Genomic DNA, 15,531 nt, shown 5'->3' with positions numbered 1-15,531 from the left:
ATAAACATATCCAAAATAATTTTTAAAAATATGGTTTTCTTCAATTAATTTAATCAAGATTTACTCCTTGTGTTATTTGAAATTGAATCAAGTATTTTTTCTAATGAAAATTTAGAAATTATGTGCTTTTTATGAGTGTTATCAAGATAAATATCAAATTGACCTTTTTTTAATTGAGACAATGATTCTTTAATTTCATTTTCATATGATTTGTATAATTCACCTGAAAAGCAACATGAATCATATTTATTAAAAATTTGAACAAATTTTCTATCGTCACCATATGAATTCATTATATACAAATCAAGATAATTTGCATTTTTGTAAAGTTCTGGAAGCCATTGTTCATAGTCTCCATAATTTTGAGGTATAGAACGAAGATAAATTGGAACAGAACCAGCAATTGAATAACTTTGTGAAATTCTGTCATCAATTGCAGGATACAATGTGGTAGTCCATCCGCCACCTGAGATTCCAATCATATCATAAGAGGAAAAATCATAATTTTCATCTAAATAATTTAATGATACTGCTATTGGTTCCACAAAAAATTTGATTGGGGAAAATTGTGATGATTCAAGAAATCGTAAATGTTCATGAGATGTTAATTTTATTGTACCAATATTAGGAATTTCAAGAATTGGTTGATTATTCATTCCTAAAAGTGGCATTGAAAAAGCTAATACAGCATAATTTTTTTCTAAGAAAAATTGAATGGTATCTTTTCCTTTATAAAAATCACCTGCATGACCTTGATGATAAATAATCAGTTTATTATTACTAGATTCAGGAACAAATAGATATGAAATAGAGTTTACGTCATATTCCATCATTACATTAATTTGATCAATTCTTTTTAGATTTGTAAAATTATCATATAATGAATTTGAAATATTTGTTTGAATGCTATCAGGTAATTTTGAATTAGGGAAATCATCTCCGCTCCAAATAAAATCAATTAAATTATTTCTTAATTTAGATATATCATCGACAGTTTTAATATGAATTAATGAATTTACATCATTTTCATAAATAATATTTTTTTCATCAGAATCGTTTTTTTCATTTAATGAAATCGTTTTTGCATAATCTAATTGCTCATATGGAAAAATTTTGTATGTGCCTACGAAAACCCCATAAATAAAAACAGAAATGGATAAAGCCACAATTATTAACAAGCGAGAATTTTTTTTCAATGTATATGATGATTTTTTATATTAATTTAAAATCTTCTTAATAATAATCTATAAGATGGTCATAAATCAGATTTATCATGATTATATTGAAAAAATTATTAGGTATTTGTAGATGAAATGTAAGATGGAAGAAAATACTGAAAAGAAATGGTGGGAATTAATTCGAAATGGTGAATTAGCAACAGCTTTGGAAATGTTTCCAAAAAAGAAAAATTTGGAAGTTTTAGAAATAGGTGGTCGAGATGGATTCCAGGCAGAATTAATTTCTAAAAATGGATATAACGTCACTTCAATTGATATCAAACCACTATTTCCACAATTTTTTCCTGTTCAAAAAGGGGATATTAACAAATTAAATTTTAAAGAAAATTCATTTGACATCATATTTTCTTCAAATATGTTACAAGAAATTGTTTCTATTAAAGAAGCATTTAATGAAATGAAACGAGTTTTGAAAAAAGATGGAGTAATAATTCACATTGTTCCTTCAAGCTGGTGGTCATTAATAACAAATTTTTGGCATTACTGTTTAATTCCTAAATATTTAATAAAATCAAAGAAATTTCAGAGTATTTTTAATTCAGACATAAAAATGGAAAATACCAATAAAAATATTTCAAAAGAAAAAGAGGTTAACTCTGCAGAAAAAAATCTCAAAAGATTGTTTTTTCATCCTTTAGGTGCAAATACTAGTTTCATTCATGAAATTATTTATTTTTCAAACTTTTATTGGAAAGAATTATTCAGACATAATGGATTTGAAATTATTTGTAAGAAAAATTGTCCATTCTTTTATTCTGGGTATGCAGTATTTAAATTCAAATTTTTAAATTTTAGAAAATTATTTGCTAAATATTTTCCTAGTTGTTATTGTTTTGTATTAACACAAAATTCTAGTTTGTAGTTAAATAATTCGATAGTTTGATATTGAAATGTTAACTAGTAATACTTAGTATGAAATGTATATCCTGTGGAAATCTCTCTATGACGAAATTTATCAATGATTCTTATTTGAAATTACCAGTATTTCAATGTAAAAAATGCAATCTTTATGTCACTGGTGAATCAGAAATAGAAATAGAAGAAAAAACAAAATCGATTTATCTAGAAAAACATTGGGGACAGAATAATTTATGGGATGCTACAAATGCAATTAAAAATAATTATACAGATATAGATTCACAAGGCAAGAGAAGACATTGGATTTCACAATATAAATATTGTAAGCCATATATCACAAATAAAAAAAATATATTAGAAATCGGTGCAGGTCAGGGTCAAGCTACATTTTGGTTTGATAATGAAGGATTTTCTGTTACATCTATTGAACCAGATGAAAATAATGTTGAATTAATTAATAAAAAATTAAAAAACAGTCATTGTATTGTAGGCACTGCAGAGAATTTTCAAATAAATGAAAAATTTGATGTTATTTGGATGTCTCATGTTTTAGAGCACATAATAAAACCTGTTCAGTTCTTTGAAAATATTCGTAGAAATTTAAAGAATGAAGGAATTTTTTTCATAGAAGTACCAAACTGTGAAAATGATTCAATGCTTAATTCATCAATATTTTTAGTACCACATACTTTTCATTTTTCTAAAAATTCGCTAGCAAATTTAGCTAAAAAATCAGGATTTAAAGTAGTTAAATCTGATTATTTTAGACCAGCGACAAAGTTAGAAGGAATTGTTAATAAATTAACAAGATCCAGATTAAAAAAATTTCAGTATTATCCAAGAATACCTACAAATAATAAGAAAGGAAAATTTTTGCGATTATTATTAAAAATGTGAAATTTAGAGGAAAAATTGGCGATTATTAATTTTTAAAATAATTCAGATCTTGTTCAAAAAAAATCTATAACCAATAATCAACAGAATTAGTTTTTTAAACAGTTGAAAATATGTCAAATTAGATAAAATATTGATTATTACTTTAAGTTATTACAAAATATTTTCTGAATATTTTATAACCAAAATTAATAAATGTAAATTAAAAGGATAATTTTTTATCAATATTTCTAAAAAACTCTAAATCTTTTTCATTTGTAAATGTTCTATTTTTGATTAGATCAGTAATTTCATTTTGAAGGATATTAATTTTTTCTAAATCTTCTTTTAAATTTTTTTCAAGAGCAGGTGATTTAAGAATAGCATCTAACAATTTTAGATTTAATCTTAGAATAGCTTCAGTGTTTACTACCATTCTACGTTGATATGGATTAGTTTCCATTGAAATATCAACCTCTGATCTGAATGCAGCAGTTTTTTTAAAGTGAGCATATCCAATAAATACAAGTATTGGAATTCCTATTATTGTAACAATTACAACATAATGTAGAAAGCTTGGAAATATTACTAGAAGTAAAGGGATTCTTTCAATTGCTAAATAATAAGTTACAGTTAATGTATTTACGGCAGCAAAAATAAACGCAAAATATAGGGACCATCCATTTCTAAAATAAAACCAAGCTCTAAATCCTGGATGTCTATCCATATTATGAATAACAATATAAGACTATATCAACATCACTGCAGAATAAAATTGGTTTTAGTAAAAAATTTAGGATATTTAATATTAAACATGATTAAAAATTAAATATATAAAATTGAAATTACTCATAGCATATGGTAGTCAAGGGAAATTTTTTCATTTAAACGAATTTTCAGATGCTTTACAAAAACTAGGTGTAAAAACCATGTTAATTAAGGATACGGATTTTAGTACAGGTTTTCCAAGTAAAAGACCACAAGAATGGTTTGGTACAAATAAAAAATTTAGAAAATTAATAGATGAATTTACTCCAGATGCAGTATTCATTGATAGACAATCTCATTTTGGAATTGACACAATTAAATCAAAAATTCCATTATTTGTGTTATTAAGAGGTCATTATTGGTCAGAAATAGAATGGGCAAAAAAAACATTGTATAAAGGACCTATTATGAGGAGTGTAATTTGGTTTAGAAACAAGATTGCTGAAAAATGTTTTAGAGATGCAACTGCAATATTACCAATATGCAAATACTTGGAAAATATTGTAAAAGAACATCATCCAAAACAAGAAACTTTTCCATTTTTAGAGGGAATTAATGCTGAACATTGGTATAATGTTGAAGGAATGAAGTTAAAACACCCTTGTGTAGGATTGCTACAAGGTGCAGATTGGTGGGGAAAAACAAAAGAGATGTTAATTTTAAAAAAAGTCATGGATGAACTTCCCAATGTAAATTTCTATTGGGTAGGCGATGGAGTCTATAGAGAAAAGATAATTTCAGAATTAGAAAAGTTTGAGAATTTTAATTGGTTAGGTCATTTACAGTATCCTGAAAAAGTTAGAGAATTTCTAAGTGAGATAGATATTTACGCATTGGTAAGTGGAATGGACTTGGCTCCTCTTACACTAAAGGAAGCTCAATTAATGGAAAAACCTGTTATTGCCACAGATACAGGTGGGATTTCAGAGATGATGCAAGATAATGAAACAGGATTTTTAGTAGAGGAAGGAAATGCAAATGATCTAATAGACAAAATTTCAATTTTATTAAATGATAAAAAACTAGCCTTACAAATGGGAAAATCAGGAAGACAATTTGTAATTAAGACTTTTAGTTGGGATGTAATTGCAAAACGTTTTTTAGATTATGCTAAAAACAGGTTAAAGATTAACTTAGATTAGTGTCAGACTTCATTTCTTGTGTAATGAATAGCCTATACCAAATTTCCAATGCCAATAATCCTAAAAATTTGTTCACATATCGAACATCTAAATCATTTCTCCCAATATGCTTTAAAATCCAGTTTCCATTTATCCATTGATCTTTGACGATTCTTGCATCAGATAGATAATATTTACATAATTCTTGTCCATAAGATTTCCAAAGATTTAATGTATCAACACTGAATCCCTGTTTTGCTTTTAGAATTAATGAATCCAAATTATATTTTCTTAAAAGTTGTTGCAATGGAATTTTTCCGATATTGTTGAGATCATCATATTTCTGTTTGGAATGTAAATGACTAGCATAAAAAATTATTTTAGTTGAAAGCAATGGGGCAATTGAAGTTAATTCAAAATAATTGTTTATTCTTTGATTTATGGGGGCAAAATTATACATTAATTTTCCATTATAATCTGCAAGAAAAACTTGATCTAAATCAGACAAAGAATTATCAAAATGGGGTAAAATTTGGTCATAAATCAAATTCCAATCAAAAGATATTTTTTCTCCAAAAATTTCTTCTTGATCTATAACACTATCTCGTTCATGACATTTTAGATATGCCTTTGTTTTTTCTAAAGTAGAAGATTTTAAATTAATTAATGATAAAAATTTTGCATATCTAAAGGTATAACCACCAAATACTTCATCACCTCCATCTCCTGCTGCTAAATAATTTGAAAAATTTTTAGATTTTTTTGCCACATAATACCAATGTAAATCCCAAAATGGAAGTTTAGTAATGCTAATAGCTTTTGGGAGTTCTTTTAGATAATTTTCTAAAAACAACACGTGGTGATTTATTCCAAAATGTTCAGCAATTTTTTCTGCAGTTTTGGTTTCATCAATACTATCAGCAAATTTTATTGAAATTGCATCAATTGTTAGATCAGGTATTGTTTTTTTAAGAAAAGCCAATACAAGTGAAGAATCCACACCACCACTTAGTGCTAAAGATAATCTTTTAACATCAGAAGAATGAATTTTTTTTAAAATATAATTTTCAATGGATTTTTCAATAAAATCAAGAGAGAAATCACTAGTTTTTGGTACAAAGTCTTTCCAAGTTAATTGAGGCAGCAATGGTTTCTGAGAAGGATCATATCTTAAAGTAAGAATATTTCTGATTTGGTTTGGGTCTACTAACATATCCCTAGAATTTACCAGTACCAAGAGATCTAAAGATTAATTTTGATTTTTTTGCATCATCTGTGTCAAAGATTCTTTTAGTATCAATGATTACAGGCATTTGTATTTTTGATGCTATATACGATGGTTTTAAATCGTAAAATTCTTTGTGTGCAGTAACAAGAACAATAGAATCAACATTTGTCAATGCTTGCTCAATATTATTTTCTGTTTGGATATCAAACACATTTACTGATTTAAAAAAGGGATCATAGATTTTGATTTTTGCGCCATGCTCTTTTAGTTTTTCAACAATTTTTTCTGCAGGTGTTAGTTGGATATCTTTAACTTCAGGTTTGTATGAAATTCCTAATAATAAAATGGTGGAACTGGAAATTTCTTTTTTCGCATCTTTTAATCCATCAATTATCAAGTCAATTACATGATCTGGCATACTTTCATTTACTTCTCTTCCGGTTTTAACAAGGCTTAACATGTTACTATCAAATTGTTTTGCAGAATTTAGCATTTGGTATGAATTAACTGGTAAACATGGACCTCCAACTCCAGGTCCAGGATAATGAACTTGAAAATTATATTTTCTTTTAGCAGCATCAAGAACAACGGATATATCAATTCCTAGTTTTTCAAATAGTAATGCAAGTTGATTTACAAATGCAATGTTAAGATCTCTAAATACATTAGTAGTTAGTTTTACTGCATTTGCAGTTTTACAGTCAGGCATTGGAATAAGTTCTACTGGAAAAACATATTCGTAAATCTCCATAATTATTTTAGTGGTTTTTTCATCTATCGCTCCTACTAATCTAGGAAGATGAGTAAAATCAAGCATTATTTCTCCAGGATTTGCAGTTTCTGGACACACACCTATTGAAAAATTCTTTCCAGCAACTAAATGTTTATTGCCATCTTCAATGATTTTGACTAGTTCATTTTCAACAAATCCAGGTTCAATTGTACTTTCTACAACTACTAATGAACCAGGTTCTAGTAATTCCCCAAGTTTTGCTCCTACAGATTTTAATGCAGAATAATCAGGTATATTGTTTTTATCCATAGGGGTTGGTAAGGACAATAGTATAACTTCAGAATTTGGAACAACATCTTCTATTTTGGTTGATGCATGAAATTTTTTGTTTGTTACTACTTGATTAAATATGACATCATAACCTGGTTCATCTTTTAAAGGATAATCATTTGAATTAATTCTAGTTACCAAATCAGCATTTATGTCAACTCCTATAGTAGGCAATCCTGATTTTGCAAAAGATAGAGCGGTAGGCAATCCAATTCGTCCTACACCAACAACACAAACCCTCAAATTTTTACTAGAAAGCAATTCTTGAATATGTTCTAAACCATTTAATCTTGAGTCACTGTTTTCCATAGTTTCACTAATTTATTTTTTAATACTTAATGAATGTTAATTCACTACATTTGAAATTTTGCATCATATGAAAAATCTATGAATATGATACGCTTCAGCATAATCAAGACCAATTTCATTGCCTCTAATTCTTGCAAGGGCAGTTAAACTACTTCCATCCCGTTGTTCTGGACGAATTTGAGTTTTGTAAATATTCATGGCCTTAATTTTTTTGTTAATATCATTTTTTGTAAGATTTACATAAAAATTAGGGGAAAACTTTCCAAATTCAGAAGCGGCTGACCAAAAATAATATTCGGGAGATTCGTATGAAACAACAAGATGGGGTAAATGTGATGTCTTTTGTGAATGCGGTCTCAATGCGGCAATTGCAACCTTATACGCTTGAGTATGATCCTGATGAGTTGAAAAGATAGTTGGGATTGCAACTATTGTAGGTTTAATTTTAGATATTGCAATTTTACTTCTAAATCCCAATAATTCAATTAATTCTTGTTGAGGCATTGTATCAATATGTATAATTTCATCATTATAATGTGCAATCTCATATTTGTCAATATTCAGAAATTTTGAAACCTTTGATACTTCATCCCTCCAATCTTCCTTGGTTATTCGTGTTCCTTCAAATTTATCAAATCCTCCCAACGACAATACTTGAACATAGACTTGTCCTCCACCTTTTTTTATTTTATTAATCAAGCCAAAACAGCCCATTACCTCATCATCAGCATGAGGAGAAATGACAAGTAATCTTTCTTTTTCTAAATTCAATTAGATATCTCCAATAACGACCCATTTTTACAACATAAAAGCATATTGTATAAATCAAAAAATAATTTTAAAAAATTATTCTTGTGCAGATTATAAATTCAATAAATTTATGAATACTAATTTTAGAAACAACTCATGAATATAGCTGTAACGGGAGGAGCAGGTTTTATCGGTAGCCACATTATAGAGTATTTAGTTAACAGAGGAGATTCTGTAACGGTAATTGACAATCTTTATACAGGAAAGATAGAAAATTTAGCAGCTGTTATAGATCAGATAAATTTTATTCAAACAGACATTCGAAACATAGATTCTTTAAGAAAGATTTTAAAAAATATTGACGGAGTTTTTCATGAAGCCGCATTAGCATCAGTTCAAGAATCATTTTCTAAACCAAATGAATATCACGATGTAAATGTTAATGGCACTGAAAATATTCTCAAATTAGCAAAAGAGTTTGGATTCAAAGTAGTATATGCTAGCTCATCAAGTGTTTATGGAAATCCAATAAACATCCCCATAAAAGAAGATGCACAGAAAATCCCAATTAATCCATATGCTCAAACCAAACTAGATGATGAAATTTTAGCAGAAAAATTTTCTAAACTAGGAGTTAATGTTATTGGATTAAGATATTTCAATGTCTTTGGAGAACGTCAGTCAGAAAATTATGCAGGAGTAATAAAATTATTTCTTGAAAGAATACAAAACAAAGAACCACCCATAATTTATGGTGATGGTTCACAAATCAGAGATTTCATTTATGTAAAAGATGTGGTCAGAGCAAACATTATGGCATTAGAGAGTAATGTAAAACATGCTTTTATCAATATTGGAACAGGAAAAACGATTTCAATATTAGAATTAGCTAATCAAATTATTAAAGCATCAAATCTCACATTAAAACCAATACATAAAAAAGCGTTGGAAGGAGATGTTCACAAAAGTCAAGCTGATGTAACATTAGCTAAAAAATTATTAAACTGGGAATACAAGGTTGAATTAAAAGATTGGTTAAGTGAAACAGTTTCAGATCTAATTAGAATAAAAAGTAGTGAATAAATAAATTACAAAAGCATTATACATTACTCAAAAATTATTTCATTAAATTGAAATTGTTAATTGCAGGATTTGGTTTAAGATATGTTCACTTGAAAGGTTTTGCTAATACTTTGAAAAAATACAATATTGAATGTAAAGTTGTAGTAGATTCTGAAATATATGATGGTTTTCCAAGTAGAAAAATTAGAAATTGGTTTCAAACTAAGAGAAAATTCAACAATCTAATTAAGGAATTCAAACCTGATGCAGTGTTTATTGATAGACAAAGACATTTTGGAATTGCAGCTTTAAAGGCAGGTATTCCATTATTTGTTCATTTGAAAGGAGATTACTGGAGAGAGATGGATATGGCTAGAAAAACACTTTACAAATCATTTCCAAAGAGTATAGCTCTTAAACAATGGGATAAGATTGCAAAAAAATGTTTTGAAAATGCAACTGTAATTTTACCAACATGTAAACACTTGGATAATGAGTTGCAAAAACATTATCCAGATAAAAAAACTGAGATTTTTTATCAAGGAATTACACCATCTGATTGGATTCCAGAAAAAGGAATGAAGTTAAAGCATCCTTGTGTAGGATTGCTACAAGGTGCAGTAATCTGGGAAAAAGCAAAAGAAATGCTAACTTTGAAAAAAGTAATGGAAGCTATGCCAGATATTACATTTTATTGGGCAGGGGATGGCCCATATAGAGACAGAATTCTACCAGAATTACAAAAATATGAAAATTTCCAATGGTTGGGAAAGTTAAAACATCCTGAAGAAGTTAAAAAATATCTAAGTGAAATTGATGTTTATGCATTAATTAGTGGAATTGACATGTCACCTGTTTCATTATTAGAAGCACAGATTTTAGAAAAACCTGTAGTTGCTACAAATGTTGGGGGAATTCCTGAAGAGGTGAAGGATAAAGAAACAGGATTTTTGGTAGAGAAGGGAAATCACAATGATTTGATTGAAAAGATTTCACTAATATTTAATGATCTGGATAAAGCAAAACAAATGGGTGTTAATGGAAAGAAATTTGTTGAAAATAATTTTAGTTGGGAAAAGATTGCAGAGGATTTTGTTAGAGTATCAAAAAAATACCTAGAATTAAAATAAAATTATTTTTTCTTACCTGTAACACTTATTCCACTTTCAATTTCTTTAAAGGTTGTAATCTTAATTTGTGCATCTTTAAACCATTTTTTTACTTCAGAAGGAGTATGTCGAAATGCATATTTTGGAGAATACCAATCAAAATTCACACCCACACTTCTTTCAAAATTATCAGATTCATCCCAAAAACATTTCAAAAAATGCCAATAAACGAATCGTTGAACGTCATATTCACCTGCTTTTACACCTAAAATTGGGATGTCGTAAGGAATTTTGATTTTCTTTTTTAATTTTGCCAAGCTTTTTCCCAAATATGTCATTTGTTTGGAGAATTCTGTACATTCTTCAACGGACATTTTTACAGTTTTGTTTCTAATATAGTCATCAACGTATTCTCTCACGGGAGCTTTTTTATTATAAACATAAATCGAAATATCTCCAGAATTTGTAAGGAATTTTGTCAGATATTTGAATGAAGTTCCAGTATTTTTTGTATGATGTAAAACTTGATCTGAATAAATATAATCAAAAAACTTTCTTGGAAATGGTAATTGTCGGAGATCTGCTTGTAAGAAATGAACATTAGATAAGTTTCCATATTTTTCATATGCAAAATCAATGCTGTCACTTGCATCTAATGCAAAAACATCTGCATTTGAATTTGAGGAAAGGAATTTTGCACTATTACCAATTCCAGTACCTGCATCAAGAATTTTAGTTTTAGTATCTAAGAACTTGTTAAAATTTGATTCAGTCTTCCATCCGTATCTATCTAAAAACCATTTTCTTTGAAAATCTATCCAATCTTTTTTTTGGTGATTTTTATGATGTTTACGCCATTTTGCACTAAAAGCCTCTTCAGTCCTGACAAAATCTTTTGTTTTATCAACTACAAAACGAGGTATTCCTTTATCGATCTTAAAATCATCTTTGCATTTATCACATGAAATTAAACCCTCAATTATTTCACTTCCTTTTTTCTTTTTAATTTTTACATGAATTGAATTTCTACATGTTGGACATACAAGAAAATCAAGAAGTTTTTGTTTCAAAACTACTCAAGTTTTAGATGTGGCAAATAAAAACTAATAATTTTTAATTTTGACAAACCAGGATTAATGTGTGTACAAATTTAGATATTTAGGAAGTAATGCATCCCATGTAAAAAATTTCATTATAAAATTATATGCATTTTCTAATAATTTTTTCTGTAATTCTTCATCAATTAATAATGAATTAATTGCATCTAGCATTTTAGATGGATCTTCAGGAGGAATTAAAATTCCAGTTTCATGATCAATTATAATTTCTGATACTCCCCCCACATTTGTTGCTATTACTGGAATTTTTAGATAAAAAGCTTCTTTGATTACTTGTGGAAGGCTCTCCATTCTTGAAGGAACAATAAGAATATTTGATGATTTTAAAACTTCCATGGTTTTTTCCCATGGTAAATCAGTACAATAGACAACATTACCATTAATTCTAGGTTCTATTTTTTTTAAAATATCAATTCCTTTTTCATAGCTATCACGACCTATGTAGACTACTTGATTTTTCTTTTTTTCAATTTCATTGATATTATTGAATTTTTTTGTATCTAATGGTGCTGGTAAATAAATAAAATCTGCATTAATTTTTTCATTATAATATTTTTGAACAGTTTTTGAATCAGTTGTTAGTCTATCAGATATTTCAAATGCCATTAGTTCTGCTTTACTAGCTAGAGATCCAGTGGTTTTGGAATGTAAGATTTCCACTTGCTCAGAATATACTCCATGTACTGAAAGTATTTTTTTATCCGCATTAATGTATTTCATTACAAATGCTGACGGTATATTCCATGCATGAACAACATCATATTTTTCACGGTTGATTAATGATTTTAAAATTCCAAACATTGTAAATGATGGATTTTTTAATTTTTTGATTGGGATATGTGGTACTTTCATTAATTTTACATCATGACCTTGTTCTCGTAATTTTTCTGCAACTCTAAATGCATGACCTCCAATTCCTCCTTCAAATCTTGGAGAAATATATAGAATTTTCACAAAACAAAATTATTTGTAGACCTTTTAAGGTCTTGGATTAAAAAATAATATTTTACATTGTAGCTTGTGCTGCATCATGGAACATCTGGCTCTTTGCACAGCCAGCAGCAAGCTCGTCACCTGCTCCGCGTCTCATAAGACCTCTGTATAGACCGTCTTCTAATTTGACGCCTTCTCTTTCTTCCCATTCCTCTACAGTGATTGAATATTTCTTTTGGATTCTGTCTCTGTACCATTCTGGAATTACATTGAATGCACAGAATGGAACTATTCTAAGGTCTGGTGTAAGATAGTGGATATCACATCTTTGCAGTCTTTCCAAGTCTTCGTTGTATTTGTCTTGGAAGTGCATCATACCAAGGAATAATCCCTTGACATGCCATGAGCCAACTGAATCAAATGATCTCTTCATGAGGATATTACCAAACATCTTTGCCAAGTCTAATCCCGCTGGTTGTTTCTTTGTATCAACAAAGCCTTTGAGTTTTCTTACAACTTCAAGCATTGTAAAGTACTTGTTTTTACCAGAGCGAATCTCTTCTGCTTTGTCTTCAAATAATTCCAACATTCCTTGAATGTCACAGAATTTAGTTAATGGGACAAACTTTTTTGTGTCTGCATCCTCAAAGATGTATGTTCCAGCACCACAAGCAAAGTGAATTGATAATTCGTATTTTGGTTTGCTTGAAAATGCTTCAATAACATTTGTTAGTGGCATGCAACTTGGGACTGGGAACCAGTCATCAACTGTTACCTCACCGTTTGTTTGCTCTTCAATTCTTTGAACACAATCTGGAACTGTGATTCTGTATTTTTCACGTTCTCCTTTACCCATTCTTCCAGTTAGGGATACTGGTTGGAAGTTTACAGCATGAACTACATCCATGTTCTTTTGCGCATATCTGATAATTCCACCTAATTCATGGTCGTTAATTGATTTGATTACTGTTGGAACAAATACTACAGTAGTACCGGTCTTTCTGCAACTATCAAGTGCATATGGAATCTCCCAGTGGTTCTTTGGATTTGTTCTTGCAGTTACACCATCAAAGGAAAGATACAAGTTGTTACATCCAGCAAGTCTTACTTCTCTTGCGGCTTCTGGATCCATTGCATGTCTAATACCATTTGTGTTCATTTGGATGTGGTCTACACCTTCCTCTTTCATTATTTTAATAACATCAGCAATGTCCTCTCTAAGCATGGGTTCACCACCAGTAATCTGCATAGAGTTTCCTGGGATTGGCCTTTCAGATCTCAGAGTCTTCATCATTGCTCTGACTTGAGTATGATCTGGCTCATACATGTAAGCGCCTTCAAGTCCTTTCTTTACGTAAAAGAAGCAATACCAGCATGTCAAATCACATCTATTAGTTACAATCATGTTTGCCAGTCCGCTGTGTGAAAGATGGTTTGAGCATAATCCACAGTTATTTGGACAGGAACATTTGTCAATCATCACATTTGGAGAATGAGCGCCTTTTCCGTCCATCCAGTACGTGCTGAATTTCTTGTACATTTCATAAGAGCCAAAGTATAATTCCTCACATTCACCGTGAGTTGGACAGACTTTGGACATGAAGACCTTGTTATCTCTCTCAAAGACTTCTGCATCCAGAATCATGTTACAGTCAGGACAGATACTCTGGGTGAATCTAATTGTGGACTTTTTGCCTAAATTTTTGCTTGATTGATTGGATATCTGAATTAGTGCCATAGTATAATCGAAATTCTTCTGAAATACTATATAATGCATTTCATACTTGGCCCCGTGTGGAATTTAGTAATTAGGCATACCTGATTTAAATACCAAAACTGATCGACTAGATCGCATATGAGCATATCTGATAAAACAAGAAAAGCATTAGAAAAAATTGGTCTTACTAGTTATGAAATTAGAACATTTTCTGCATTACTCAAATCAGGTGAGTTGACAGCATCAGATCTTAGTCAAAAATCAGGAGTACCATATTCAAAAATTTATGAAGTGTTAGGAACTTTAGAAGACAAAGGATGGATTGGATCCGATGATTCAAGACCAACAAAATATTTTGCAAAGTCACCATCTACTGGACTAGAAACAACAAAACAAAAAATGGAAAATGATTTTTCCCAGAATCAAAGTGTTATCCTAAACGAATTAGTTCCATTGTATGAAAAAAGTGGAACCAGTGAAAGACCAGACATTTGGGTACTTTCAGGTGCAATTAACATTGCAGCTAAAATTTTAGAAATGGTAGATACATGCAGAAATGAGGTAATGATTGCATTGCCTGAAGCTGGAGTAGATCTTGTAAAACAGGCATTACCAAAACTAAGATCACTTCACGATAAAGGAGTAGACATCACTATACTTACATCAGACAAAATGGATAAGGAGTCAATCAAGGCAATTAAACGGGTTTCAACTGTAAAAATTAAGAAAGGTCTGTTTGGAGGAGGCATAATTTCTGACAAAAGATATGTTGTGATTTTATTAGGTCCAGAAATAGGAGGGGCTAACACTTCAGATGTTGTAGCAATTTGGGCAGATCATGCAGGATTGGCAGGATTTGCACGTCAATACTTTGAATATTTATTAAAAGACTCAAAAGTGGTATAGTATGGATGCATTAAACGATGATGATGAAGAGACTCTCTTTGTAGGAACTGCAGAGGCAGAACATGTTGAGATGTATCTTAAAGCAATCTGGCACATCAAAGAAAGAGGAGAGGATGTCAAGATTAGCACCATTGCTAAAATGCTCAATGTCAGACAACCAAGCGTTGTTCAAATGCTCAAGAAATTAAACAGTAAGAATCTTGTAAATTACAACAAAGCAGGTGTGAAACTTACAGAAGATGGTGAGCGAATAGGTGCAAGTATGATGAGAAACAGTAGATTGTTGGAAGTTCTCATGGATAGTGCACTAAAAGTGGAAATCGATGAGGAAATGGTATGCGGAATTGAGCATCATATGAACAAGCAATTTACAGATGCTCTTTGTGTAATGTTAAAACATCCAAGAAAGTGCCCACATGATCATGAAATTCCAATGGGTGAATGTTGTAAATCAGTTTAAGTGAAATTACATCCCAAA

At 29.8% G+C, this 15,531-nt stretch carries 15 protein-coding genes; 7 read left to right on the top strand and 8 right to left on the bottom strand.

The window, feature by feature from the left end; translation table 11 throughout:
* Positions 1–53: 53 nt before the first annotated feature.
* Positions 54–1,196, bottom strand: coding sequence for a hypothetical protein (locus C5F50_RS00690; RefSeq protein WP_179371824.1), 1,143 nt, complete (start codon positions 1,194–1,196; stop codon positions 54–56).
* 124 nt (positions 1,197–1,320) lie between these two features.
* On the opposite strand from C5F50_RS00690, the gene C5F50_RS00685 reads away from it, so the two are divergent.
* The gene (locus C5F50_RS00685; protein WP_179371823.1) at positions 1,321–2,100 is read left to right on the top strand and encodes a class I SAM-dependent methyltransferase; all 780 of its coding nucleotides are present in this window, start codon (positions 1,321–1,323) and stop codon (positions 2,098–2,100) included.
* Between the two features lie 80 nt (positions 2,101–2,180).
* Positions 2,181–2,993 carry a class I SAM-dependent methyltransferase gene (locus tag C5F50_RS00680; protein ID WP_179371822.1) on the top strand — a complete coding sequence of 271 codons (813 nt, stop codon included), beginning with the start codon at positions 2,181–2,183 and terminating at the stop codon, positions 2,991–2,993.
* A 199-nt stretch (positions 2,994–3,192) separates the two neighbouring features.
* Here C5F50_RS00680 and C5F50_RS00675 read toward each other — a convergent pair whose 3' ends face one another.
* Complete coding sequence (locus tag C5F50_RS00675) at positions 3,193–3,696, bottom strand: hypothetical protein (protein ID WP_179371821.1); 504 nt, start codon at positions 3,694–3,696, stop codon at positions 3,193–3,195.
* A 112-nt stretch (positions 3,697–3,808) separates the two neighbouring features.
* Between C5F50_RS00675 and C5F50_RS00670 the strand changes: the two genes are divergently transcribed.
* Positions 3,809–4,879, top strand: coding sequence for a glycosyltransferase family 4 protein (locus tag C5F50_RS00670; RefSeq protein WP_179371820.1), 1,071 nt, complete (start codon positions 3,809–3,811; stop codon positions 4,877–4,879).
* On the opposite strand, the gene C5F50_RS00665 is transcribed toward C5F50_RS00670, so the two are convergent.
* From C5F50_RS00665 to C5F50_RS00655, 3 genes are all read right to left on the bottom strand, one after another.
* The gene (locus tag C5F50_RS00665; RefSeq protein WP_179371819.1) at positions 4,866–6,071 is read right to left on the bottom strand and encodes an asparagine synthase C-terminal domain-containing protein; all 1,206 of its coding nucleotides are present in this window, start codon (positions 6,069–6,071) and stop codon (positions 4,866–4,868) included. The two genes, C5F50_RS00670 and C5F50_RS00665, sit on opposite strands and share 14 nt — an antisense overlap.
* A gap of 4 nt (positions 6,072–6,075) precedes the next feature.
* Complete coding sequence (locus C5F50_RS00660; protein ID WP_179371818.1) at positions 6,076–7,458, bottom strand: nucleotide sugar dehydrogenase; 1,383 nt, start codon at positions 7,456–7,458, stop codon at positions 6,076–6,078.
* A gap of 63 nt (positions 7,459–7,521) precedes the next feature.
* Positions 7,522–8,229: a PIG-L deacetylase family protein gene (locus tag C5F50_RS00655; RefSeq protein WP_179371817.1), complete on the bottom strand. Its 708-nt coding sequence runs from the start codon at positions 8,227–8,229 to the stop codon at positions 7,522–7,524.
* Positions 8,230–8,364: 135 nt separating this feature from the next.
* Between C5F50_RS00655 and C5F50_RS00650 the strand changes: the two genes are divergently transcribed.
* Entirely contained in the window at positions 8,365–9,291 is a 927-nt protein-coding gene (locus C5F50_RS00650) for an NAD-dependent epimerase/dehydratase family protein (protein ID WP_179371816.1), read from the top strand.
* Positions 9,292–9,338: 47 nt separating this feature from the next.
* Positions 9,339–10,400 carry a glycosyltransferase family 4 protein gene (locus tag C5F50_RS00645; RefSeq protein ID WP_179371815.1) on the top strand — a complete coding sequence of 354 codons (1,062 nt, stop codon included), beginning with the start codon at positions 9,339–9,341 and terminating at the stop codon, positions 10,398–10,400.
* Positions 10,401–10,402: 2 nt separating this feature from the next.
* Here C5F50_RS00645 and C5F50_RS00640 read toward each other — a convergent pair whose 3' ends face one another.
* The 3 genes from C5F50_RS00640 to tes form a co-directional block, all read right to left on the bottom strand.
* A complete protein-coding gene (locus C5F50_RS00640; protein ID WP_179371814.1) occupies positions 10,403–11,449 on the bottom strand; it encodes a methyltransferase domain-containing protein in 1,047 nt (348 codons plus the stop codon).
* Between the two features lie 63 nt (positions 11,450–11,512).
* A complete protein-coding gene (locus tag C5F50_RS00635; RefSeq protein WP_179371813.1) occupies positions 11,513–12,451 on the bottom strand; it encodes a glycosyltransferase family 4 protein in 939 nt (312 codons plus the stop codon).
* A 52-nt stretch (positions 12,452–12,503) separates the two neighbouring features.
* Positions 12,504–14,168, bottom strand: a complete 1,665-nt coding sequence (tes, locus tag C5F50_RS00630; RefSeq protein WP_179371812.1) for a tetraether lipid synthase Tes — start codon at positions 14,166–14,168, stop codon at positions 12,504–12,506.
* Between the two features lie 117 nt (positions 14,169–14,285).
* Between tes and C5F50_RS00625 the strand changes: the two genes are divergently transcribed.
* Positions 14,286–15,053: a TrmB family transcriptional regulator gene (locus C5F50_RS00625; RefSeq protein WP_179371811.1), complete on the top strand. Its 768-nt coding sequence runs from the start codon at positions 14,286–14,288 to the stop codon at positions 15,051–15,053.
* Position 15,054: 1 nt separating this feature from the next.
* Positions 15,055–15,513 (top strand): metal-dependent transcriptional regulator, encoded by a 459-nt coding sequence (locus C5F50_RS00620; protein WP_179371810.1) that lies wholly within the window; start codon positions 15,055–15,057, stop codon positions 15,511–15,513.
* Positions 15,514–15,531 lie beyond the last annotated feature (18 nt).

The sequence above is a fragment of the Nitrosopumilus ureiphilus genome (assembly GCF_013407185.1).
GTDB classification, from domain to species: Archaea; Thermoproteota; Nitrososphaeria; order Nitrososphaerales; family Nitrosopumilaceae; genus Nitrosopumilus; species Nitrosopumilus ureiphilus.
This window is presented reverse-complemented; position numbering and strand designations above follow the sequence as displayed.

Coding starts and splice junctions, on each gene's coding strand:
- C5F50_RS00620 (WP_179371810.1), top strand. CDS start 15,055: ATGGATGCATTAAACGATGATGATGAAGAGACTCTCTTTGTAGGAACT.
- C5F50_RS00650 (WP_179371816.1), top strand. CDS start 8,365: ATGAATATAGCTGTAACGGGAGGAGCAGGTTTTATCGGTAGCCACATT.
- C5F50_RS00665 (WP_179371819.1), bottom strand. CDS start 6,071: ATGTTAGTAGACCCAAACCAAATCAGAAATATTCTTACTTTAAGATAT.
- C5F50_RS00625 (WP_179371811.1), top strand. CDS start 14,286: ATGAGCATATCTGATAAAACAAGAAAAGCATTAGAAAAAATTGGTCTT.
- C5F50_RS00660 (WP_179371818.1), bottom strand. CDS start 7,458: ATGGAAAACAGTGACTCAAGATTAAATGGTTTAGAACATATTCAAGAA.
- C5F50_RS00685 (WP_179371823.1), top strand. CDS start 1,321: ATGGAAGAAAATACTGAAAAGAAATGGTGGGAATTAATTCGAAATGGT.
- C5F50_RS00675 (WP_179371821.1), bottom strand. CDS start 3,696: ATGGATAGACATCCAGGATTTAGAGCTTGGTTTTATTTTAGAAATGGA.
- C5F50_RS00680 (WP_179371822.1), top strand. CDS start 2,181: ATGACGAAATTTATCAATGATTCTTATTTGAAATTACCAGTATTTCAA.
- tes (WP_179371812.1), bottom strand. CDS start 14,168: ATGGCACTAATTCAGATATCCAATCAATCAAGCAAAAATTTAGGCAAA.